Genomic DNA, 20,601 nt, shown 5'->3' with positions numbered 1-20,601 from the left:
GTAGGAGCGGCTTTAGCCGCGAAGCGCCGCGCGGGCGGCGCTCGATCTCATCGGCGCTACAAAAATCACGACTTACGCAAGGCGATCTATGCTCAGAAAACCGCGCATAAAGGAGCCCGGCGTCATGTTCGATTTCCATCGCAAGTCAGATTTGGTCGAGATCCAGCGCAGTCACCAGGCCTTGGCCAATGCCCAGGCCAAACTGGCTGCCATCAGCCGCGCCATGGCCATGATCGAGTTTGCCCCCGACGGCACCATCCTCAATGCCAACGAGCGCTTCTGCCAGGCCATGGGTTACAGCGCCGACGAGCTACGCGGCAAGCACCACCGGCTGTTCTGCGAACCGGACTACGCAAAAAGTGCCGAGTACCAGCAACTGTGGCGCGAGCTGGGGCAGGGCAAGGCCATCAGCGGTACGTTCGAGCGCGTCGACAAGGCGGGCCGTGAAGTCTGGCTTGAAGCCAGCTACATGCCGGTGCTGGATGAGCAGCGGCAGGTGACCAGCGTGATCAAGGTGGCGTCCGATATCAGCCAACGCGTGGTGCTGGAACACGAGAGCGAAAGCCTGCTCAAGGCCATCAGCCGCTCGATGGCGGTGATCGAGTTCACCCCGCAAGGGCGGGTGATCAAAGCCAACCAGAACTTCCTCGACACCATGGGCTACCGCCTCGACGAAGTGGTGGGTCGCCACCATGGGCTGTTCTGCCTGGCACATGAGCGTGAATCAGCCGAGTACCGCCAGTTCTGGGCTTCGCTCAACCGTGGCGAATACCACTCGCACCGCTTCGAGCGCGTCAATAAACAAGGCCAGACCGTCTACCTGGAAGCCTCCTACAACCCGATCTTCGACAGCAAGGGCCGTCTGTACAAGGTGGTCAAGTTCGCCAGTGACATCACTCACCAGGTCTGTACCCAGCAAAGTGCCGCCGATGCTGCCCATGCCAGTTCGGTGCAGACCGACGCCTGTGCCCGCAAGGGCACCGAGGTGGTGCAGCAGACGGTGCAGGTCATCGAGCAGATTTCCCAGGAGCTTAACGACGCCGCACGCAGCATCGATGCGGTAAGCAAGCAGTCGGATGTGATCGGGCAGATTGTGCTGACTATTCGGGGTATCGCCGACCAGACCAACTTGCTGGCGCTGAATGCGGCCATCGAAGCCGCCCGTGCCGGCGAGCACGGGCGCGGCTTTGCCGTGGTCGCCGATGAGGTGCGTAACCTGGCCGCGCGAACCAGCAAGGCAACCCTTGAGATTGTCGATGTGGTGCGGCAGAACCACGACTTGTCGCTGCTGGCCGTGGCCAGCATGCAGTCAAGCCTGAACCGCACCGGTCACGGGGTGGCGCTGGCCAACGAGGCCGGAACGGTGATCATGGAAATCCAGCAAGGCTCACGGCACGTGGTGGACGCCATCAGCCAGATCAGTTCGACGCTGCAATTGCACTGAGTGCATCGCGCATCTCGTCCAGCAGGGCCTGCAAGCTGGCTTGTAGCAATGCGCGTTGCTCGACCGTCGGTAAGCCCTGGGCGTGGGCGTGTTCGATGGCTTCGCAGTCCTTGACCACGGTGCGCACCCGAATCATCTTGGCCCCCCCCTTGATGCGGTGGGCCAGGGCGCGCACGGCCTCATCAGGCGCGTCTGCTGCCAGCGCGCGCAAGGCGACCAGGTCTTCGTCAACGCTGACCGACAGTTGCTCGAGCAGGTGCCGCGTCAGTTGCTCGTCGTCCTGGGTCAGGTGGCGCAGTTCGGCCAGATCAAACCCGCTGTGGCGTGCGGCTGGCGCTGGCTGCCGTGGGTGGGCCGCGGGCAGGTGGGCCTTGAGGGTGTTCAAGCCAATTGGCTTGAACAGGCACACGTCCATGCCGCTGGCCAGGCAGCGGGCACGCTCCTCGGCCTGGGCGTTGGCGGTGACGCCGAGAATCCGGCAGGCCGGCAGGCTGCGCTCGCCCTCCAGCTGGCGAATGCGCCGGGTCAGTTCGTGGCCGTCCATGACCGGCATGCTGCAATCGGTGATCACCAGGTCGAAGCGCGTGGCTTGCCAGTTAGCCAGGGCCACTTCACCGTTTTCCGCCAGGGTCACCTGGTGCCCCAGGGAATGCAGCTGCCGTTCCAGCAATAGCAGGTTGGCGGGGTAGTCATCGACGATCAGGATGCTCAGCGGGCCGCAACTGCTTTCATGTGCCGGTTGCTCCTGTTCGGCTTGTGCCGGGGCTGCGCAAGTCGGCAGTTGCAGGCTGACCTGGACCCGGGTACCAACGCCCTCGACACTTTGCAGGTTCAGGGCGCCGCCCATCAGTTCGGCCAGGGTACGGCTGATGACCAGGCCCAGGCCTGCACCTTGGCGTGCCCTTGGGCCGTCGGCCTGGACAAAGGCACTGAACAAGCGCGCCTGGTCGGCGGGGCTGATGCCGATACCGGTGTCGCGCACGTCCAGTTCGATTGCCAGGGTGTCATGGCCGGAAACCTTTGGCAGCAGCAGGCTGACCTGGACCTCGCCACGGTCGGTGAACTTGATGGCGTTGCTGATCAGGTTGGACAACACCTGCTTGAGCCGCAGCGGGTCAGCCAGCACCCAGACCGGCTCTGCGGGCAGTTCGCCGTGCAGGCGCAGCCCTTTGGCCCGTGCGTTACCCTCGAATACCCGCAGCGTGGCACGGACCAGCTCGCGCAGGTCGGTGGGCGTCGGTTGCAGGGTGATGTGCCCGGACTCGATCCGCGAAATATCGAGAATGTCGCCAATCAGCTCGAGCAGGCCAAGCGCCGAATCATGGGCTGTCTGCAGGGTCTGGATATCGCTGCGCCCGCTACGGCTGTCTTCCAGGGCCAACTCCAGCAGGCCGATCACAGCATTCATCGGGGTGCGGATTTCATGGCTCATGGTGGCCAGGAAGGTGCTTTTGGTCTGGCTGGCCTGTTCGGCATCGTCCTTGGCCTGGCGCAGCTGTTCGAGCAGACCGCGGCTCAGCGCCAACTGGGCCTGCAGCGCATGCTGGGCCTCGGTGCGCTGGTTGATCAGCTTGCGCAGGTAGCTGTTCCAGAACACCACGCCAGCCAGCAGCAGGGCCGACAGCACCAGTACCTGCAAAGCCAGGGTGCGGTAGTCGCGCCACTGGCTGTCGCTGACCAGGGTGCTGGTACGCCAGCGGTTGATCAACTGGTCGAGCTCATCGGGCGGGATGCTCAGCAATGCTTTGTCGAGGATCGCCTGTAGCTGGGGCTGATCGGCAGCTACAGCAAAGGCGGCGATGGCTGGCTCGTCGTCAAGTACGCTGGCGATGCGCAGGCGGTCCTTGAACACATGGCTGATGTAGTAGGCGGCATTGATGTGGCTGCTCAGGGCAACGTCGGCGCGGTCATTGGCCACGGCCTCCATCAGCCCCAGCGGGTTATCCACCTCTATCAGCCGGGCCTGCGGGTAGCGTTGCTGCAGTACGGCGCGTTGCGGCGAACCCTTTACCACGGCGATGCGCTGGCCATCCAGTGCCTTGGCCTGTGCGGGCGAGGTACTGTCGTTACGTGTGACCAGTACCCTTGGGCTGACCAGGTACGGCCGGGTGTAGCGCAGTTGTTTCGAGCGGTCGGCGCCGTAGCCCAAGGCACCAATCATCAGTGCGTCGCCCTGGTTCAGGCGTTCGACCATGGCATAGGCCGACGTGCTTTCGACGGCTTTGAATTGCAGCCCTGTGCGCAAGCCGATCTGCTTGAGCAGGTCGAGGGTAATACCGCTGGGGTTGTGTTGGGCATCGTTGAACGTCAGCGGTGCCAACGCGGTGTTGATCAGCACGTTGACGGTGGGATGCTCGGCGATCCAGGTTTCTTCTTCGGCACTCAGGGCGGCCAGGTGGCGCTGTAACAGCAGGCTGGTGTTACCGCTGCTCCAGCGGCGCAGGATGTTCAGGCGTTCGCTTTCGCTGATGCGTGCCAGCGCCTTGTCGACCAACTGGCGCAGGCGCAGGCTGTCGCTGGCCAGCGCAAAGGCAAAGGCCTCGGGGGCAGCCGGGGAAAAGTGGTCGATTTTCAATGTGCCCTGGAAGCTTTTGCCGATGGTGAAGTCGGTACTGATGGCATCGCCCAGGTAAGCGTCTGCCTCGCCCAGTTCAACGGCCGCAAGCCCGGCCAGGGTCGAGCGGTACAGGCTCAGTTGCGCCCTGGGGTACAGGCTGCGCACGCTGCTGGCCGGCAAGTAGTGGTCGACCATGGCCAAGCGCAGGCCGGCGAGGTCAGGCGTGCTTTTCAAGCTGCGCCCTTCACGGGTGACGATCACAGGCAAGTCGTCAGCATAAGGTGTGCTAAGGCTGAGCTGGGCGTCTGCTGCCTCGAAAGCGTTGGAGCTGCCCAGCAGGTCAATGCGGCCCTCACGCAGGGCGGTGATGGCTTCGTGGCGGCTGTCAAAGCGGCGCACTTCGATGGCGATGCCAAGCTGCTCGCCGATGATACCGGCGTAATCGGCGCTCAAGCCCTCATAGTCACGCGGGCTGACATTGATTTCGAAGGGCGGGTAGTCTGGGCGTGAACTGCCCAGTATCAGGTGCTGGTGCTGTTGCAGCCAGAGGCGGTCGTCGTTGGACAGTGTCAGGGGGGCGGCGGCGCTGGCCGAGCGGGCCAGCAGTTGGCGAGGTTCGCTGCTGGCCAGCAACCCGGTGGAATTGACCAGGCCGATGGCCAAAAGGGCGCTCGCCAGCAGGCGTTTCATGGCAGGAGCGCTCAGTAGACGCTGTTACGTTTGGCCAGGTCGACCATTTCAACCAGCGATTCGGTCTTGAGCTTTTCCATGATGCGGCCCCGGTAGGTGCTGATGGTCTTGGCGCTGAGGTTCATGCAAGTGCCGATGTTCTTGTTGTTCTCGCCGCGTGCCAGGCGCCGCAGTACTTCCATTTCGCGGTTGGAAAGGCTGCCCAGGCGCACCGGCTCGCTCTCCAGCGAGTTGCTGTTGACCGACATCTGCGGGAAGGTCGAATAACCCTTGACCAGCGCCTTGAGGGCGAACAGCAGCGCTTCGTGGTCTTCTTCCTTGGTGACGAAGGCGCCGATACCGGCATCCAGGCAGCGCCGCACATAGAGGTCGGTGGCCTGGCCGGTGAGCACCATGATCTTCGGCACGGGCTCCAGGCATTGCAGGCGCTTGATCACTTCCATGCCGTCCAGGCCGGGCAGGCCGATGTCCAGGACGACCACGTCCGGGCGCAGTTCGCGCGCTACCTGCGCCACTTCGCTGCCATTGCCGACTTCGCCGACAACATGGAAACGCTCACGCTCCAGCAGAAGTCGCAGGGAAAGCCGGACGATAGGGTGGTCGTCGACGATCAGCACGGTTGTCATGTGGAAAACTCCTGTCGGGATGTGGTCCGCTTCCTGGATCACTCAGGAATACGTCTGCAAGTGGGTTAATCGGAAGCGCAGCACGATACGACCAATCCCGAGATTTGGTAATGCCGAGTATAGAAGTGTTGATAGTTCCCGGCCTTGTTGTTGAAAAATCCTACAAATAACAGGAAAACATCACCCTATCAAAGCGGTGATGTCCGGGCTTTGAGGTCGGTCAAGCGCAGGCGGCGTGGGCTTTGTTTACCCGTAGGGTCGAAGCAGGGTTGTTGGCCAGTGCCTGGCCAACCCGCGTTGGGCGGGCCGCCAACTGGCCGCTGCAGTTCGGGCAGCGGCCTTGAAAGCGGGATTCGGCACAGGTACGGCAAAACGTACATTCGAAGGAGCAGATCAGCGCGTCTGGGCTGTCACCCGGCAAGTCGGTATCGCAGCATTCGCAGTTGGGGCGTAATTCCAGCATGGGTGTGGCTCCGGTTCGCAGGCGGGAAACCGGAGTCTGCTACGCCCATGACAAGGCTGGCAATGCTCAGTTGCCAGGGCGATACAGGTGCGCGTGGCCAGCGCGGTACAAGGCCGATTCGGCGAACGGTGTGTCACCCAGCACGTGGCCGACCAGGATCAGCGCCGTGCGGCGGAAATCCTTGGCCGCCACGCGCTCGACGATGTTGCCGAGGGTGCCGCGTACCCAGTCCTGGTCTGGCCAGGTGGCACGGTGCACCACGGCCACCGGGCAGTGCGCACCGTAGTGCGGCAGCAATTCGTCGACAATGCGCGACAGATGCTTGACCCCCAGGTGAATTGCCAGCGTGCTGCTATGGCGCGCCAAGTCGCCCAGTTGCTCGCCGGGCGGCATGGGCGAGCTGTCGCCATAGCGGGTGAGGATCACCGTCTGCGCGACCTGAGGCAGGGTCAGTTCGCAGCCGAGCAGCGCCGCGCTGGCCGCCGTGGCGGTGACCCCGGGAATGATCTGATAGTCGATGCCCAGCGCCTGCAGGTGGCGGATCTGCTCGCCGATCGCGCCGTACAGGCTGGGGTCGCCGCTGTGTACCCGGGCCACATCCAGGCCTTGCTGGTGGGCTTGGTGCATGGCCGCGATGATTTGCTCCAGGTGCAACTCGGCACTGTTGATCACCGTCTCGGCCTGGTGACCTTCGAGCACCGCGGCAGGCACCAGCGAGCCGGCATAGATGATCACCGGGCACTGGCGTATCAGCCGTTGGCCCTTGACCGTGATCAGTTCCGGGTCGCCGGGGCCAGCGCCGATGAAGTAGACGGTCATGGAGTGTCCTTGCAATAAAGAGGGGGTGAAACGTTCAGCACGCCAGGGCGAGGGTCGCCGGGCCCAGAACCTGGCGAGTCAGCAGCAGCCGGGGCGTGCCTGGCTGCTGGCTGGCCAGGGCCAGCGCTGCACTCTCGGCCACGCCCCAGCACCCCGTGTGGGCATGGGTGGCGGCGGAGCGGTGGCTGAGTAGTTGCTCGTAAGCTTGCAGCTGCCCGCTATGGTACAGCACCAGGGGCAAGCCGAGGCGCTCGGCCAATTGCTGCAAGCCGGGTTCGTCGGCCTTCAGGCTGATGCTGGCAATCCCGCGCAGGTCAGCCAGTGCCAGGCCCAGGTTGTCCAGGGCTTGGCACAGCACGTTTTCCAAGGTGTCCGCCGGGCAACCCCGGCGGCAGCCAAAACCGGCGTAGAAGGCCGCCATCAGGCCTGGCTGGAGCGGCGGAACAACCACGCGCTGAGCAGCCCCAAGGCCAGCCAGAAGGCAGCGTTGGTCAGCCACGAGGCCACCTTGAACTGGGTTTCCAGTGCTTCGGGGGCCAGGCTTTCGTGCACTTCAGGTTGCGGTGCACCGATCACATGGGGGATCACCAGCAGCACGGCGCCCAGCGCCTTTAGCAGCCAGTGGCGGGCGAACACCAGCAACGCCAGGCCAAGGGCGGTGGCACTGGCGGTACCGATCCACCAGGCCTGCCGTTGCCCCAGGTCGGCAGCCGCGGTACCGGGCAATTCCGGCGGCAGGCCCAGGGTCGGCGCCAGGCAGAACACGGCGAAGCCGGCCAGGCCCCACAAGGCGCCAGTGCCGGCGCGCTTTGGCTCGCGCAGGCTGTACAGGGCGGCGAGGATCAGGGCAAAGCCGACTGCCACCACCAGGTTGCCACCGGTGGTGGACAGTACGCGTTGCCAGCCGTCTTCCGGCGACCAGGCTTCGGCGCTGTGTTCATGGGCAGGCGCTTCGCTGCCATGTTCGTGGTGGGCGGCGGGGGCCGAGGACTCGTAGGTTTCCGCCTGAAGAATCAGCGGGGCGACCCAGAAACTTTGCAGCAAGGTCAGCAACAAGGCCGCAAGCAGCCCACTGAAGCCCGCGGTACGGGCAATGCGCGTAATCATCGGGGGTACTCAGTGGCAGGGGAAGGCGGCGCTGTGGCGGGTGTCGTGGGCGGCGTTGTGCACGGCCTCGATGTGCGAGAAGCCGGCGAAGTACACCAGGCACAAGCCCAGCAGGCTGGCGCCGACAGCGATGACTACGCGCTGGCTGAGGGTAACGGGGGTGGCAAGGCTGTGAGGCTTGGTGCTGGTGACGGGCATGACGCGTTCCTCTGCTTTTTGTGGCAATGGGCAAGCGCGGCAGCCCCGGGCATGGAAGCCCAGGGGAATGCAACAGCGCCCGCCCACCGCGGGGTGTTCATGAACGCCAGGCCGGTCTCCGGGCTTGCGAGGAGGAGCAGGGCTCCTGGAAAACGTCACCTTCCCATGCCGCACTACAAGGCACAGTGGTACAGACGTTTCACTCGCTTACCGTTGCGGGGGCAGCACCGGTATTGTCCGGCCCGGGTGAGGGCCTGCGACGCACCGGTTTCCCGTTTCACCCCCTGTGGGGGCACCTGAACGTGAGGCATAAGGAGAGCATGGGGCGGGCGTGGCGTCAATTGCCTGATAACCATGTGCCAATACCTATCCTGTAGGAGCGGGTTTACCCGCGAACACAGGCGAAGCCTGTGCCATGCACCGCGGTGCGGCCTTCGCGGGTGAACCCGCTCCTACAAGGGGCTGAACGCCGTTGCTTCAGAAGTCATACGCCAGCTTCGTGTACCAGTACCCACCCCCGGGATGAAATGGCGGGTTGCCATACGCCGCCTGGTTGCCGTTGGCGTTGTACACCCCGTTCTTGTCCGGCCGCGCATTGAAGATGTTGGTACCGCCCAGGCTAAGCGTCAGGCTGTCATGCAACAGGTACGACAGGTCCAGGTCGGTGATCCATTTGGCGCCGAAGCTGCGGTCTTGCGCGGGGTTCTGCTGCCAGGTCTCGACCTTGCCGTAGCGGGTGGTCTGCAAGGTGCCAGTGAAGTTGCCCAGCAACCACTGGCTGCCCAGCACCCATTTGGTCTTTGGCGTGGCGGCTACCAGGTCGCCCTCACGGCCATGCCCGACCACATCGATACCGGCTGCGGCCAGCGCAGCAGGTGTGCCCCGAGTACCGCGCACAGTGGTCTTGTTCCAGTTGAAGCCCAAGGTCCAGCGCACATCGCCCCAGGCACCGAATTCGCTGGTGTGATCGGCCACCAGGTCCAGACCACGGGTGCGGGTGTCGAAGGCATTGGTGTAGTAGTTGATCCAGGTGGTGCGCGCCAGGCCCAGCGACGCAAGGATGTCGCCAATGGCCCCGGCGCCGTTCTGCCGGTCATAGAGGTTTTCGGTGAGCAGGATGCGGTCGTCGATGTCGATCAGGTAGGCATCCAGGGTGACGCTGGTGCGCCGTGCTGGCTGCCAGGTCAGGCCGAGGCCGGCGTTGCGCGATTTTTCCGGGTCGAGCGTGTCGCCGCCGAACGCTTGCGCGGCAGCACTGCCAGGGGCCACGGTACGGCGCAGGGCGGGCACCACGTTGCCGTCGGCGTCGAGCGCGGTGCGGTTGTCGCTGACCGTGTAGCCGCTCTGGGTCAGCGAGGGCGCGCGGAAGCCGCTGCCCAGGGTGCCGCGTACGGCCACCGTGTCACTGAGTTCATAGCGTGAGTTGAGCTTGAAGCTGGCGGTGTTGCCGGATTCGTCATCGTAGTGTTCGAAGCGCGCAGCGGCGCCCAGGTACCATCGTGGGCTCAGGTCCAGGCCAAGGTCAATGTAGGCGGCGTAGTTGTTGCGCTTCACATCGGCCTCGTCTTCCGGGTGGATGGTCAGCGCGGCCTGGGCACCTACGGCGGTTTGGCCGTTGGCCAGTGCGTACAGCGGGTTGGGCCGGCCATCGGCAAGGGTGGCCGGGTAGCTGTAGGGCCCGACGCTGTAGGCGACCGGGTCGCCGGCGAAGGTCTGGAAGCGCTCCCAGCGGTGCTCCAGGCCGGCCGAGACCCGGGTGGGTACTGCCAGGCCGAACAGCCCGTCGAACGCGCGGGTGATGTCCAGGTTGTTCACCCATTGGTCAAACTGCAAGGTCGCCAGGTCGTCGAACGAGGTTGGCGAGGCTGGCCCGTAGGTGGGGTTGATGGTCAGGTCGCTGGATTGCTGGTTCTTGTTGCGCCCGTAGGTGGTGGACAGGTCCCAGTCCCAGGCGCCGGCGGCGCCGCGGGCGCCGAGCAGCCACTGGTAGTCGGTGTCCTTGATGTTGTTGAGCGGGAAGTAGCCGTCGGGGAACAGTTCGGGGATCGAGGCGTTGCTGTTGGGCAGGCGGTAGTTGTTGAACGCTTCGAGCTTGCGTTCGGCGTAGGTGGCGAACGAATACAGCTTGAGGTCGTCGCTGATCGGTAGCTCGGCGTTGTAGCCGAGGTTGAAGGCGCGCAGGTCGGGGTCGCCGTTTTTCACGGCGCGGTGGTCCCAGGCCGCTTGGCGGTCGTCTTCGAAGTAGGCACGGTAGCCCGGGTCGGCCTTGTCGATCCAGTTGGCGGTACCCCGTTTGCGCGCCTCGCCGGACAGGTGCAGGAAGCCGCCGTCGCCCAGGGTAAAGCCTTGGTCACCGGCCAGCTTGATGGTTTCGCCCTGGCCGCTGTAAAGCTGGCCATAGCTGCTCTCGTAGTGGCCGCCGCTGCTGGCGCTTTTCAGGATGATATTGATCACCCCGGCGACAGCGTCCGAGCCGTACTGGGCGGCGGCGCTGTCCTTGAGCACTTCAATATGTGACACCGCGCTGACCGGAATCATGTCGATGTCCACGGCATTGGCACCGCTGTTGTCGGTCGAGCCACTGGCGGGTACCGCGCTGTTGTGGCGGCGCTTGCCGTTGACCAGCACCAAGGTATAGGCCGGGCCCAGGCTACGGTTGCTCAAGGGCCGTACACCCGACTGGAAACCGGCGATGTTGGTGCCGAAGTTGAACGAGGGCAGCAGTTTGGAAATGGCCTCGGATAATTCCGCGCGGCCGGTACGCAGCAGTTGTTCGCTGCTGATCACATCGATGGGCGCCGGGCTGTCGGCGACGGTACGCTGGTTGCCGCGCAGGCCGGTGGAGATCACCGTGACGGTATCCAGGCGGGTGGCTTCGCTGGAGGTGGCTGCGTCGGCGAGTGGCGTTAACAGGCAGGCCAGGGGCAGGGCGATGAAAGGGGTTTTAGACATCATGTCCTCAAAACGGCGGTGGAGCACGCAGGCGATCAGGCGCCAGGCCCTGATTGGGCTGGCGTGGGGTGTTGGGGAGGGTGATTGCCTGTGCCGGCCTGTTCGCGGCTGTAGGCGGGGCTTTAGCCGCGAACAGGCCGGCACAGCAGATAAAGGTCTAGGCCGTACGCGCGCTGTGCCCAGCTGCATGCTGGTCAACCAGCGCACGAATGCGGGGGATCAGGTCCTGCCCGTACTCGACTGCATCACACAATTGGTCAAACCCGCGGAACAGGAAGGTGCTCACGCCCAGCTCGTAATAGGCCAGCGCCGCTTCGGCCACCTGGTCCGCCGTGCCCACCAACGAGGTGGAGTTCCCCGCACCGCCCCCCAACGCCGCAATCTCCGTCCACAGCCGAGTGTCATGCACCTTGCGCTGGCTGGCCAATTGCACCAAACGTTCGGAGCCGGCATTGCTCTTGCCGAAATTCTTCTCGCGACGGTTGCCCTGGCGGATGCCGATACGTTCCTGGGCATCGGCCAGGATGCGCTCGGCACGGCCCCAGGCCTCAGCCTCGGTAGCGCCCAGGATCGGCCGCAACGAGAGGCTGAAGCGGATGTGCTTTTCGCGCCCGTAGCGGGCGGCGGCCTTGCGCACCTTGGCGATACGCTCGCGCACTTGCTCCAGCGGTTCGCCCCACATCATGTACACGTCGGCGTGCTTGGCCGCCACTTCGACCGCTGCATCGGAAGCGCCGGAGAAGTAGATCGGCAACTGTTGTACCGGCTTGACCAGGGTCAGGTTGTCTTCGACGCGATAGTGGGCGCCGTGGTGGTCGAACGGTTCGTGACGGGTCCAGGTATCGCGCAGCACCTGCAGGTATTCGTCGGTGCGGGCATAGCGGGCATCCTTGTCGAGGAAGTCGCCATCGCGCTGCAGGTCACCGCTGTCGCCGCCGGTAATGACGTTGATTGAAGCCCGGCCACGGCTCAACTGGTCGAGGGTGGCAAACTGGCGGGCGGCGAAGGTGGGCGCCTGAAACCCTGGGCGATGCGCCACCAGCAGGCCAATGCGCTCGGTAAGGGCGGCCACGTAGCTGGCCAGGATCAGCGAGTCCGGTGCGCTGGTGTTGACGGCCAGCAGTGCCTTGTCGAAGCCGCCGTATTCCTGGGCCTGGGAAAAGGCCTTGATGAACTCCAGATCGACCAGCGGGCCGCGCGGTGCCTGGGATTCGCTGCTTTCCTGCGGGCCGATGAGGCCGATGAATTCGAGGCTCATGGGTGAAGCTCCTGTGTGTAGGGTTGGGCGAGTCGGGCCGCGACAGGAGCGCTGCGAGATGCAGGGGTAAGGCTGCCTGGCGGGGCGGTGGTAGACGGCCTCCGCCAGGTATGGGGTCGGTCTTGATGGGTAGACCTTAGCGTGGGGTGGGTGGGGTTGGGAAAGGCTTTGTGGTTCTATGCTAATTATGTTTTATGGGTATATATAATGTTGCTTGTAATGCGTAAAAAGTATTTTGTGGGTTGTGTGTCAGACAGAGCCCTGGGGGCGCAGAGCGCCCTCAACCGCAAAGCTGCTGCCCGGCCACCCGCCCGAATAGTTCTACCGGCTCCTGCAGATTCCCCAGATACCGCGGATGGAACAGCCACAGATCCACCTGTGGCTTGAAGTCCGTCACGTTGACCACATCCAGCGCATCGCGATGTCGGCTGCTGTGCAACAACGGCTCCGGCACCAGGCCAAGCCCCTGCCCATTGGCCACCAGGCCCAACTGCAATTCGGTACCAAAGGTCTCCAGGTTGATCGACAGGCTCAAGCCCTGTTCGCTCAGCGCGCGCTGCAAACCTGCGCGAAAGCCACAACCATCGGGGTTGAGCACCCAGCCACGGGTGTAGCAGTCCTTGAGTTTGAGGTTGCGCTTGCCGGCGCTGCCCTTGGCGGCCACCACCCGCAGCGGCATGCGCGCGAGCGACTGGCTGGCGATGCCCTCAGGGAAGATCTTGCCCGGCGGGAACAGCGCGGCGGCCGCATCGAGCTCGCCGTTCTCCATGCGCGCGATCAGGCTGCTGCCCCAGCCGCTGGTGACCTGGGTACGCAGGTCCGGGTAGGTTTCGCGGATCTGCGCCAGTGCATCGAGCAGCACCACGTCGCCCAAGGTTTGCGGCACGCCAAGGCGCAGGGTGCCGGAGGGGGCGCCGTCGTTGGCGACCAGTTCGCGCAGCGAGTCGATCTCGCGCAGGATCGCCTTGCACTGCTCGTACACGCGCAACCCCATGGGGGTCGGCTTCAGCGGCTTTGTGTTGCGGTCCAGCAGGGTGGCGCCCAGGTCTTCTTCGAAGTTTTGCACCCGCCGGGTGATGGCCGGCTGGGTCAACTGCAAGGCCTCGGCGGCGAGGTTGGTCGACTGGCAACGGATGACCGCCACGAAGGCGTCCATGTCATCGATTTTCATATACGGCGCTCACATAGTGGGGCGGTAGGACATACCTGTAGAGAATAATCCCCATTGCCAGAATTGTCACAGCACCCGTGTTGACTTGCGCTTCAGCCGCTTTCGCGGGCAATCAACTCACACGCCAGCAGGTTCAGCCGCTGCACCTCGCCCACGCACGCGGCCACACCCAAATGCTGCAGCACCCGCAATGCCGCCACCTCGCCAATTGCCCGCGAGGGTGGCCGCAGGGTGGTCAGGCTGGGCAACAGCATCTCGGCAAAGGGGTAGTCGCCAAAGCCGACGATCGCCATGTCTTCAGGCAACTGCAAGCCGGCGCGCTGGCCCGCCAGCAGGGCGCCGGCAGCCAGGTTGTCGTTGGCGAAGATGATCGCCTCGGGCCGGGGGTTACGGCGGATCAAGGCGTCCATGGCCTGCTTGCCCGCCTCGAACGGCGCACAGTCGGCCGAGGGCACGAACACCCAAGGTTCCAGGCCGCGCTCAGCCAGTGCCTCGATGTAGCCGTCGCGGCGCTCCAGGGCACTGAGGTCGCCGGGCGCACTGTTCTGCACGAAAGCGATGCGCCGGTAGCCCTTGTCCAGCAGGTAGCGGCATGCTTGCACGCCTACCTGATGGTGCAGGAAGCCTACCTGCACAGGTGCACGGTCCGGGCAGTAGTCCCAGATTTCCACCACCGGCACATCGGCATCGGCCAGCATCTTTTCGGTGGCCGGGTTGTGAAAGTGGCTGGTCACCACCAGTGCCGCCGGGGACCAGCCGAGAAAAGCGCGCACGGCGCTTTCTTCTTGCGCCTCGTTGAAATAGCTCGATGCCAGCAGCAGTTGGTAGCCATGCCGGCTGAGGGTATCGCTGAAGGCCTGGATGGTCTGGGCAAAGATCGGCCCGGAGATGTTCGGGATCACCATGCCGACAATGCGCCCGCGCGCCGAAGCCAGGCCGCCGGCGACCAGGTTGGGCACATAGCCCAAGGCCTGCACGGCGGCCTCGATGCGCTTGCGTAAAGGCGGGGATACCTGGTCTGGCTGGTTGAAGTAGCGTGACACACTGATCGCCGAAACCTCGGCTGCGCGTGCTACCTCGGCCAAGGTCACTCGGCCTGCACCACGGCGTTTGCGGGGTGAATCCTTGGCTTGGCTCACCGGGCTGCCTCCTGAGGAAATGGCGCGATGGTAGCGCTAACGAGACACTGCATGGCAAATAGCTTTATTGCATATAAAGCGTACTTTTAAGTATTTGACGTGCTAAGCAGGTGCCTCTGATACTTACTCATGTTAGCGCTAACAAGCGCCGCTGTTGGCAAGCGCCTGCCACTCGCACGAGCGAGACCAGACAACCCCAGCAACTTCATGTCGGCCCCGCAAAAAGGGGCCTGGTCTGGTTACCCGAGGCAGTGAGCACCATGCACAAAAGCCGTATCCCATTTCCCGCTACCCAACGTCGGCCCCTTGCGGCAGCCATTCTGCTGGCGGCTGTCGGCCAGGCCGCGCAGGCCGCCGAGCCAGCCGAGGCGGGCGCCCCGCAAGCCACTGCCCTGGGCGCGGTAACCGTCACCGCCACCCGCCGCGAAGCCACCCTGCAAGAAATACCGGTGGCGGTGTCGGTCATCGATGGCGAGCAACTGGAGCGCGACAACCGCAACAACGTCGCCAGCATCGTTCAACAGGTGCCCACACTCAACTACCGCGCCGGGGCTTCCAACAAGGACACCTCACTGTTCATTCGTGGCGTGGGCACCATTTCCACATCCCCCGGTGTCGAGCCGACGGTGGCCACGGTGGTGGATGGCGTGGTGTTCGGTCGCCCGGGCCAGTCGACCCTCGACCTGCTCGACCTTGAGCGCATCGAAGTACTGCGTGGCCCGCAGGGCACCTTGTTCGGCAAGAACGCCTCGGCGGGTGTGCTCAACGTGGTCAGCAAGGCGATCCCTGAACAAACCCAAGGCTATGTGGACTACTCGCACTTTGGTGGCGGTGACGAAAACCGCCTGCGCTTTGGTATCGGCGGGCGCCTGAACGAGCAACTGAAAGGCTCGCTGAGCACCCTGTGGGGTGACTACGACGGCAACGTCGAGAACGTTGCCAACGGCCACGACGTCAATGGCTATGAACGCAAGGGCGCCCGCGGCAAGCTGGAATTCGAGCCCAGTGAAGACCTGCGCCTGACCCTGATCGCCGACTACATGAAGGGCGAAGACACCCTGCCCAGCGGGGTGATCACCAGCGCCAGTGCCGCCATCGCCAGCCAGCTGCGCCCGGTAACACCAAGCGCGCACAACCGTGACATCAACAGCGACTTCAAGACCCATGTCGAAGACGAAAACCAAGGGCTTTCGGCGCAGCTGGACTGGCAACTGGGTGACTACACGCTGACCTCGATCAGCGCCTGGCGCGGCTGGGACAACACTCAGTACCAGGACGGCGACCGTCGCTCCTTGCTGCCGGTAACAGCGTCGCACGACAAAGGCACGGTAGACTACGACCAGTACAGCCAGGAGTTTCGCCTGACCTCGCCGAAAGGGCAGTTCAACGAGTACGTGCTGGGTGCCTTCTACATGCACGGCACGTCCAACGAGACCTACCAGCGCCTGTCGGTCAACGGCGGTGTGGCCAACAGCGGCCGTGCCGACTATTCCACGACCAACGACAGTGTCGCCTTGTTCGGTGAGAACACCTTCAACTTCACCGACGATTTCCGTGCCATCTTCGGCTTGCGCTGGACGCACGATGACCTTGAGTACGACCACCGCCGCGTATCCACTTCGGCCGCGGCGGTTACCGGTATCCAGCCCTCGACGGCCAGCGCGGGCTCGGTTGACGAGGATGGCTGGAGCGGGCGCACCGGCCTGCAGTATGACTTCACCGACAACCTGACCGGCTACGTTACCTACTCGCGAGGCTACAAAGGCCCGGCCTACAACGTGTTCTTCAACATGCAGCCGCGCGACACCGAAGCGCTCAAGCCGGAAACCTCCGACGCTTACGAAATCGGCCTGAAAGGCACCGCGCTGGACCAACGCCTGAGTGCCAACCTGGCGGTGTTCCACACCGATTACGACAACTACCAGGCCAACTTCTACGACACCGTGGCCAACCAGGTGGTTACTCGGCTGGTCAATGCCGGCAAGGTCAAGACCCAGGGCGTGGAGCTGGACGCCAGCTTCCAGGCGACTTCCAGGCTGAAACTGTCGGCTGCTGCGGCCTACACCAAGGCCCGCGTCGACCACTTCAACTGCCCGGTGGGTGCTGCGGCGAACTGCAACATCGATGGTGGGCGCTTGCCGTTCACTCCGGACTGGAAGACCTACCTGCGCGCCGACTATGTGATCCCGCTGGATAACGGCCTGGATGTGGAACTGAGCAGCGATTACAGCTGGCAGGATTCGGTGCAGTTCAGCCTCGACCAGAACCCCGACACCGTACAGGGCGCCTATGGCATCTGGAACGCCAGCATAGCCCTGGCCGACTACAACGATGGCTGGCGCGTGGCGCTGTTGGGCAAGAACCTGGGCGACAAGTCGTACGCGCAGATGCTGGCCAGTGGCGGCGATTACATCTACCGCTCGGTGCCGCGGGATGACGGGCGTTACTTCGGTGTGCAACTGCGCAAGGATTTTTGAAACCGAGGCGCTTACTTGTGGCTGACCGCCCGTGTGGGAGCGGGCGTGCCCGCGAAAAATGCACCGCGGTGGCTGGCACCGGCTACGCCGGTGTTCGCGGGTGAACCCGCTCCTACATCGGGCGCAGTACCTTGTAGGAGCGGCTTTAGCCGCGAACACCGGCAAAGCCGGTGCCATCCACCGCGTCGCCTGCTTCGCGGGTGAACCCGCGCCTACAGGGGGCCGCTGATTCATTGAGTGATGTGCTGTTTCATGCGCATGGATAGTGCCCAAAAGGAGATCGATATGCCCCGCCAAATGAGCCTGGGTGCCTTCCTCATGGCTACCGGTCACCACGTGGCCGCCTGGCGTCACCCGGACGTGCCGGCCGACCCGCTGGATTTCGCCAGCTATCGGCGCACGGCACAAATCGCCGAAGCGGCCTGCTTCGACGCGCTGTTCGTCGCCGACAGCGTGGCTGCGCCTACTGATCCATTGGCCAGCCACAGCGCCCGCTCGGTGTACTTCGAGCCGCTGACGTTGCTGTCGGCACTGAGCGCAGTCACCGAGCGCATCGGCCTGATCGCCACGGCCACCACCAGCTACAACGAGCCCTACCATGTGGCGCGCAAGTTCGCCTCGCTGGATCATCTGTCGGCAGGGCGCGCCGGCTGGAACCTGGTTACCTCCGATGCCGCCGCCGAAGCAGGCAACTTCGGCCGCCAGGCACATATTCCGCATGCCGAGCGCTATGCACGAGCCCAGGAATTCCAGCAGGTGGTGCAGGGCTTGTGGGACAGTTGGGCGGATGATGCCTTCGTGCGCGACAAAGCCAGCGGGCTGTTTCACCACCCGCATGCCGTACGCAGCCTGGACCATGCCGGTGAACACTTTCGCGTCAAAGGCCCCCTGAACGTAGCCCGCTCGCCACAGGGGCGGCCGGTACTGGTCCAGGCCGGCTCGTCCGAAACCGGCCGCGAGCTGGCAGCGCAAAGCGCCGAAGTGGTGTTTACCGCCCAGCCGAGCCTGACCCGCGCCCAGGCCTTCTATGCCGACCTCAAGGGCCGCCTGGCCCGCCATGGTCGCGACGAGCACTCGCTGAAGGTCATGCCCGGGGTGTTCGTGGTGGTGGGGCAGAGCCAGGCGCAGGCCGAGGACAAGTACGAGGCGTTCCAGGCCCTGGTCGACCCGCGAGTGGGGGTCGGCCTGCTGGGGCGCATGCTCGGCAACTTCGACCTCTCTGGCTACCCGCTCGATGGCCCGCTGCCGGACTTGCCGCCCACCGAAGACGGCCAGCGCAGTCGCCAGCAACTGCTGACCGAGCTGGCCGGTAACGAACAACTGACCCTGGCCCAGCTGGGCCGACGCATTGCGGGTGGGCGAGGGCACTACAGCCTGGTCGGCACCCCGGTGCAGATCGTCGACCAACTGCAAGCCTGGTTCGAAGGCGGTGCGGCCGATGGTTTCAATGTGCTGGTACCGCACCTGCCGCTGGGTCTTGAGGATTTTGCCCAGCAGGTGGTGCCCGAACTGCAACGCCGCGGGCTGTTCCGTCGGCACTACCAAGGCCGCACCCTGCGTGAACACCTGGGCCTGTCGCGCCCGGCCAACCCATTCTTTGCCGAACGAGGCCAACCATGAGTTATTCCGCCAACCCCGGGCGCTACGCGCGCATGCCTTACCGCCGTGTCGGCCGCAGCGGCCTGGTGCTGCCGGCCCTGTCGCTGGGCCTGTGGCACAACTTTGGCGACGCCACGCCCATCGCTACCCAACGCGCCTTGCTGCACACCGCGTTCGATGCCGGCATCAACCATTTCGACCTGGCCAACAATTACGGCCCGCCCTATGGCAGCGCAGAGAGCAACTTCGGCCGCTTGCTGCGTGAAGACCTGCGCAGTTACCGCGACGAGCTGATCATTTCCAGCAAGGCTGGCTGGGACATGTGGCCGGGGCCGTATGGGCAGGGCGGTAGCTCGCGCAAGTACCTGATCGCCAGCCTCGACCAGAGCCTGGCACGCCTGGGGCTGGACTACGTCGACATCTTCTATTCACACCGCTTTGATGCCGACACGCCGCTGGAAGAAACTGCCATTGCCCTGGCCGATATCGTCCGCCAGGGCAAAGCGCTGTACATCGGCATTTCCTCCTACTCAGCTGGTAAAACCGCCGAAATGGCGGCGCTGCTGCAAGCGCAGAACGTGCCACTGTTGATCCACCAGCCTTCGTACAACCTGTTCAACCGCTGGATCGAGCGCGACCTGCTCGATACCACCGAGGCCGTCGGCGCCGGGGTGATCGTGTTCACCGCGCTGGCCCAGGGCCTGCTCAGCGACAAATACCTGAACGGTATCCCTGCCGACGCCCGCGTCAACCGCGCGGGTGGCGGTTCGTTGTTGCCGCAGCATTTGTCCGAAGCCAACATCGCCCGTGCCCGTGCACTGAACGAGATTGCTCGCCAGCGCGGGCAGAGCCTGGCCCAGTTGGCCCTTGCCTGGACCCTGCGCGACCCGCGGGTGACCTCGGCGCTGATCGGTGCCAGCCGGCCCGAGCAGATCACCGAGAACGTCGCTGCGCTCGACAACCTGGCGTTTACCGACGAGGAACTGGTGGCCATCGACCAGTACGCCGTCGAAGGCGGGATCAACCTGTGGGAAAAACCCTCGACCGACTGGAAGGAGTAAGCGATGCGCGTGCTGCATCTTGCCATGCTGTTGCTGCTGGGTTGCATGGGTACGGCCCAGGCTGCAGACCCACAGGCCCTGCGTATCGGCTACCAGAAAGGTTCGATCAGCCTGGTTCTGGCCAAGCAGCATCGCCTGCTGGAACAGCGTTTTGCCCATACCCGGGTTGAGTGGATCGAGTTCCCGGCAGGGCCGCAGATGCTCGAAGCCTTGAACATCGGCAGCCTCGATATCGGCTCTACCGGTGATATTCCACCGATCTTCGCCCAGGCGGCGGGGGCTGACCTGCTGTACATCGGTGCCGAGCCGCCGAAGCCGCAGGCCGAAGTGATTCTGGTGCCCAAGGACAGCCCGATCACCGCCGTGGGCGAACTCAAGGGCAAGCGAATTGCCCTGCAGAAGGGCTCCAGTGCACACAACCTGTTGCTGCGCGCCCTGGCCAAGGCAGGGCTGGGCATTGCCGACGTGCAGCCGGTGTACCTGGCGCCGGCTGACGCCCGGGCGGCATTCGAGCGCGGCAGCGTGGATGCCTGGGTGATCTGGGACCCGTTCTATTCGGCCATCGACCTGGAAGGCAAGGCGCGGTTGCTGGCTGACGGCCAGGGCCTGGGCTTGATCGGGCCGTTCATGCTTGGCGCGCGCCCGTATGTCGAGGCCAATGGTGCATTTGTCGGGGAGTTGCTGGAGGAAATCAGCCGTGCCGAGGCGCTTACCCGCAGCGACGAGGCCGGCAGCATTCGCCTGCTGGCGCAGTTCATGGGCTTGCCGGAGGAGGTGGTACGGCGCAGTTTCAGCCACCGGCCGGCGTCACCGGTGTTGCCGGTGAGTGAGGCGATGGTGGCGGCGCAGCAGCGTACGGCGCAGTTGTTTTTTGACAACAAGTTGCTGCCCAGGCGGGTCGAGGTTGCCGGGGCGGTGTGGCGGCGGGAATGATAAACAAGTGAGATCGCACTCAAAGAACCGCACATAACTCGTTGAATCAGCGAGTACCCTGTGGGAGCGGCTTTAGCCGCGAACACCGGCGCAGCCGGTGCCATGCA

The 20,601-nt window shown here is 64.3% G+C and carries 16 protein-coding genes, 1 pseudogene and 1 riboswitch; of the genes and pseudogenes, 6 read left to right on the top strand and 11 right to left on the bottom strand.

All coding sequences use genetic code 11. From position 1 onward, the window contains the following. Nucleotides 1–88: 88 nt before the first annotated feature. A pseudogene (locus IAE39_RS30205) lies at nt 89–907 on the top strand (PAS domain-containing protein); the annotation flags it as partial. 42 nt (nt 908–949) lie between these two features. Continuing rightward, on the top strand, nt 950–1,444 hold the full coding sequence (locus IAE39_RS30200; protein ID WP_371105382.1) for a methyl-accepting chemotaxis protein: 495 nt from the start codon (nt 950–952) through the stop codon (nt 1,442–1,444). Here the strand turns inward: IAE39_RS30200 and IAE39_RS24295 are convergent. From IAE39_RS24295 to IAE39_RS24245, 11 genes are all read right to left on the bottom strand, one after another. Beyond that, on the bottom strand, nt 1,419–4,691 hold the full coding sequence (locus tag IAE39_RS24295) for a transporter substrate-binding domain-containing protein (RefSeq protein ID WP_201207061.1): 3,273 nt from the start codon (nt 4,689–4,691) through the stop codon (nt 1,419–1,421). The two genes, IAE39_RS30200 and IAE39_RS24295, sit on opposite strands and share 26 nt — an antisense overlap. 11 nt (nt 4,692–4,702) lie before the next feature. Beyond that, nucleotides 4,703–5,317, bottom strand: a complete 615-nt coding sequence (locus IAE39_RS24290; RefSeq protein ID WP_201207060.1) for a response regulator transcription factor — start codon at nt 5,315–5,317, stop codon at nt 4,703–4,705. A gap of 220 nt (nt 5,318–5,537) precedes the next feature. Then, on the bottom strand, nt 5,538–5,780 hold the full coding sequence (locus tag IAE39_RS24285; protein WP_201207059.1) for a DUF1272 domain-containing protein: 243 nt from the start codon (nt 5,778–5,780) through the stop codon (nt 5,538–5,540). A gap of 66 nt (nt 5,781–5,846) precedes the next feature. Next, the gene (gene cobM / locus IAE39_RS24280) at nt 5,847–6,599 is read right to left on the bottom strand and encodes a precorrin-4 C(11)-methyltransferase (protein WP_201207058.1); all 753 of its coding nucleotides are present in this window, start codon (nt 6,597–6,599) and stop codon (nt 5,847–5,849) included. 34 nt (nt 6,600–6,633) lie between these two features. After that, nucleotides 6,634–7,020 (bottom strand): cobalamin biosynthesis protein, encoded by a 387-nt coding sequence (locus IAE39_RS24275; RefSeq protein ID WP_201207057.1) that lies wholly within the window; start codon nt 7,018–7,020, stop codon nt 6,634–6,636. Next, nucleotides 7,020–7,706, bottom strand: coding sequence for a CbtA family protein (locus IAE39_RS24270; protein WP_201207056.1), 687 nt, complete (start codon nt 7,704–7,706; stop codon nt 7,020–7,022). The genes IAE39_RS24275 and IAE39_RS24270 overlap by 1 nt, the downstream gene beginning before the upstream one ends. A gap of 9 nt (nt 7,707–7,715) precedes the next feature. Further along, complete coding sequence (locus IAE39_RS24265; protein ID WP_201207055.1) at nt 7,716–7,904, bottom strand: CbtB domain-containing protein; 189 nt, start codon at nt 7,902–7,904, stop codon at nt 7,716–7,718. Between the two features lie 92 nt (nt 7,905–7,996). Further along, a riboswitch (cobalamin riboswitch) is annotated at nt 7,997–8,219 on the bottom strand. A gap of 162 nt (nt 8,220–8,381) precedes the next feature. Further along, complete coding sequence (locus IAE39_RS24260) at nt 8,382–10,856, bottom strand: TonB-dependent receptor plug domain-containing protein (RefSeq protein ID WP_201207054.1); 2,475 nt, start codon at nt 10,854–10,856, stop codon at nt 8,382–8,384. A gap of 157 nt (nt 10,857–11,013) precedes the next feature. Next, nucleotides 11,014–12,114, bottom strand: a complete 1,101-nt coding sequence (locus tag IAE39_RS24255; RefSeq protein WP_201207053.1) for an LLM class flavin-dependent oxidoreductase — start codon at nt 12,112–12,114, stop codon at nt 11,014–11,016. A gap of 280 nt (nt 12,115–12,394) precedes the next feature. Next, complete coding sequence (locus IAE39_RS24250; RefSeq protein WP_201207052.1) at nt 12,395–13,285, bottom strand: LysR family transcriptional regulator; 891 nt, start codon at nt 13,283–13,285, stop codon at nt 12,395–12,397. 92 nt (nt 13,286–13,377) lie between these two features. Continuing rightward, nucleotides 13,378–14,424: a LacI family DNA-binding transcriptional regulator gene (locus IAE39_RS24245; RefSeq protein WP_201207051.1), complete on the bottom strand. Its 1,047-nt coding sequence runs from the start codon at nt 14,422–14,424 to the stop codon at nt 13,378–13,380. Nucleotides 14,425–14,684: 260 nt separating this feature from the next. Here IAE39_RS24245 and IAE39_RS24240 point away from each other — a divergent pair, with 260 nt between their 5' ends. The 4 genes from IAE39_RS24240 to IAE39_RS24225 all read left to right on the top strand — a co-directional run bounded on the left by IAE39_RS24240 (nt 14,685) and on the right by IAE39_RS24225 (nt 20,494). After that, a complete protein-coding gene (locus tag IAE39_RS24240; protein WP_201207050.1) occupies nt 14,685–16,901 on the top strand; it encodes a TonB-dependent receptor in 2,217 nt (738 codons plus the stop codon). 285 nt (nt 16,902–17,186) lie between these two features. Then, nucleotides 17,187–18,521, top strand: a complete 1,335-nt coding sequence (locus tag IAE39_RS24235; RefSeq protein WP_201207049.1) for an LLM class flavin-dependent oxidoreductase — start codon at nt 17,187–17,189, stop codon at nt 18,519–18,521. Continuing rightward, complete coding sequence (gene mgrA / locus IAE39_RS24230; protein WP_201207048.1) at nt 18,518–19,561, top strand: L-glyceraldehyde 3-phosphate reductase; 1,044 nt, start codon at nt 18,518–18,520, stop codon at nt 19,559–19,561. The genes IAE39_RS24235 and mgrA overlap by 4 nt, the downstream gene beginning before the upstream one ends. Nucleotides 19,562–19,564: 3 nt before the next feature. Next, nucleotides 19,565–20,494, top strand: a complete 930-nt coding sequence (locus tag IAE39_RS24225) for an aliphatic sulfonate ABC transporter substrate-binding protein (RefSeq protein WP_201207047.1) — start codon at nt 19,565–19,567, stop codon at nt 20,492–20,494. Nucleotides 20,495–20,601: the final 107 nt, after the last annotated feature.

The organism is Pseudomonas sp. S37 (assembly GCF_016658545.1).
Lineage (GTDB): Bacteria > Pseudomonadota > Gammaproteobacteria > Pseudomonadales > Pseudomonadaceae > Aquipseudomonas.
This window is presented reverse-complemented; position numbering and strand designations above follow the sequence as displayed.

Coding starts and splice junctions, on each gene's coding strand:
- cobM (WP_201207058.1), bottom strand. CDS start 6,599: ATGACCGTCTACTTCATCGGCGCTGGCCCCGGCGACCCGGAACTGATC.
- IAE39_RS24240 (WP_201207050.1), top strand. CDS start 14,685: ATGCACAAAAGCCGTATCCCATTTCCCGCTACCCAACGTCGGCCCCTT.
- IAE39_RS24250 (WP_201207052.1), bottom strand. CDS start 13,285: ATGAAAATCGATGACATGGACGCCTTCGTGGCGGTCATCCGTTGCCAG.
- IAE39_RS24275 (WP_201207057.1), bottom strand. CDS start 7,020: ATGGCGGCCTTCTACGCCGGTTTTGGCTGCCGCCGGGGTTGCCCGGCG.
- IAE39_RS24255 (WP_201207053.1), bottom strand. CDS start 12,114: ATGAGCCTCGAATTCATCGGCCTCATCGGCCCGCAGGAAAGCAGCGAA.
- IAE39_RS24270 (WP_201207056.1), bottom strand. CDS start 7,706: ATGATTACGCGCATTGCCCGTACCGCGGGCTTCAGTGGGCTGCTTGCG.
- IAE39_RS24235 (WP_201207049.1), top strand. CDS start 17,187: ATGCCCCGCCAAATGAGCCTGGGTGCCTTCCTCATGGCTACCGGTCAC.
- IAE39_RS24265 (WP_201207055.1), bottom strand. CDS start 7,904: ATGCCCGTCACCAGCACCAAGCCTCACAGCCTTGCCACCCCCGTTACC.
- IAE39_RS24290 (WP_201207060.1), bottom strand. CDS start 5,317: ATGACAACCGTGCTGATCGTCGACGACCACCCTATCGTCCGGCTTTCC.
- IAE39_RS24295 (WP_201207061.1), bottom strand. CDS start 4,691: ATGAAACGCCTGCTGGCGAGCGCCCTTTTGGCCATCGGCCTGGTCAAT.
- IAE39_RS24225 (WP_201207047.1), top strand. CDS start 19,565: ATGCGCGTGCTGCATCTTGCCATGCTGTTGCTGCTGGGTTGCATGGGT.
- mgrA (WP_201207048.1), top strand. CDS start 18,518: ATGAGTTATTCCGCCAACCCCGGGCGCTACGCGCGCATGCCTTACCGC.
- IAE39_RS24260 (WP_201207054.1), bottom strand. CDS start 10,856: ATGTCTAAAACCCCTTTCATCGCCCTGCCCCTGGCCTGCCTGTTAACG.
- IAE39_RS24285 (WP_201207059.1), bottom strand. CDS start 5,780: ATGCTGGAATTACGCCCCAACTGCGAATGCTGCGATACCGACTTGCCG.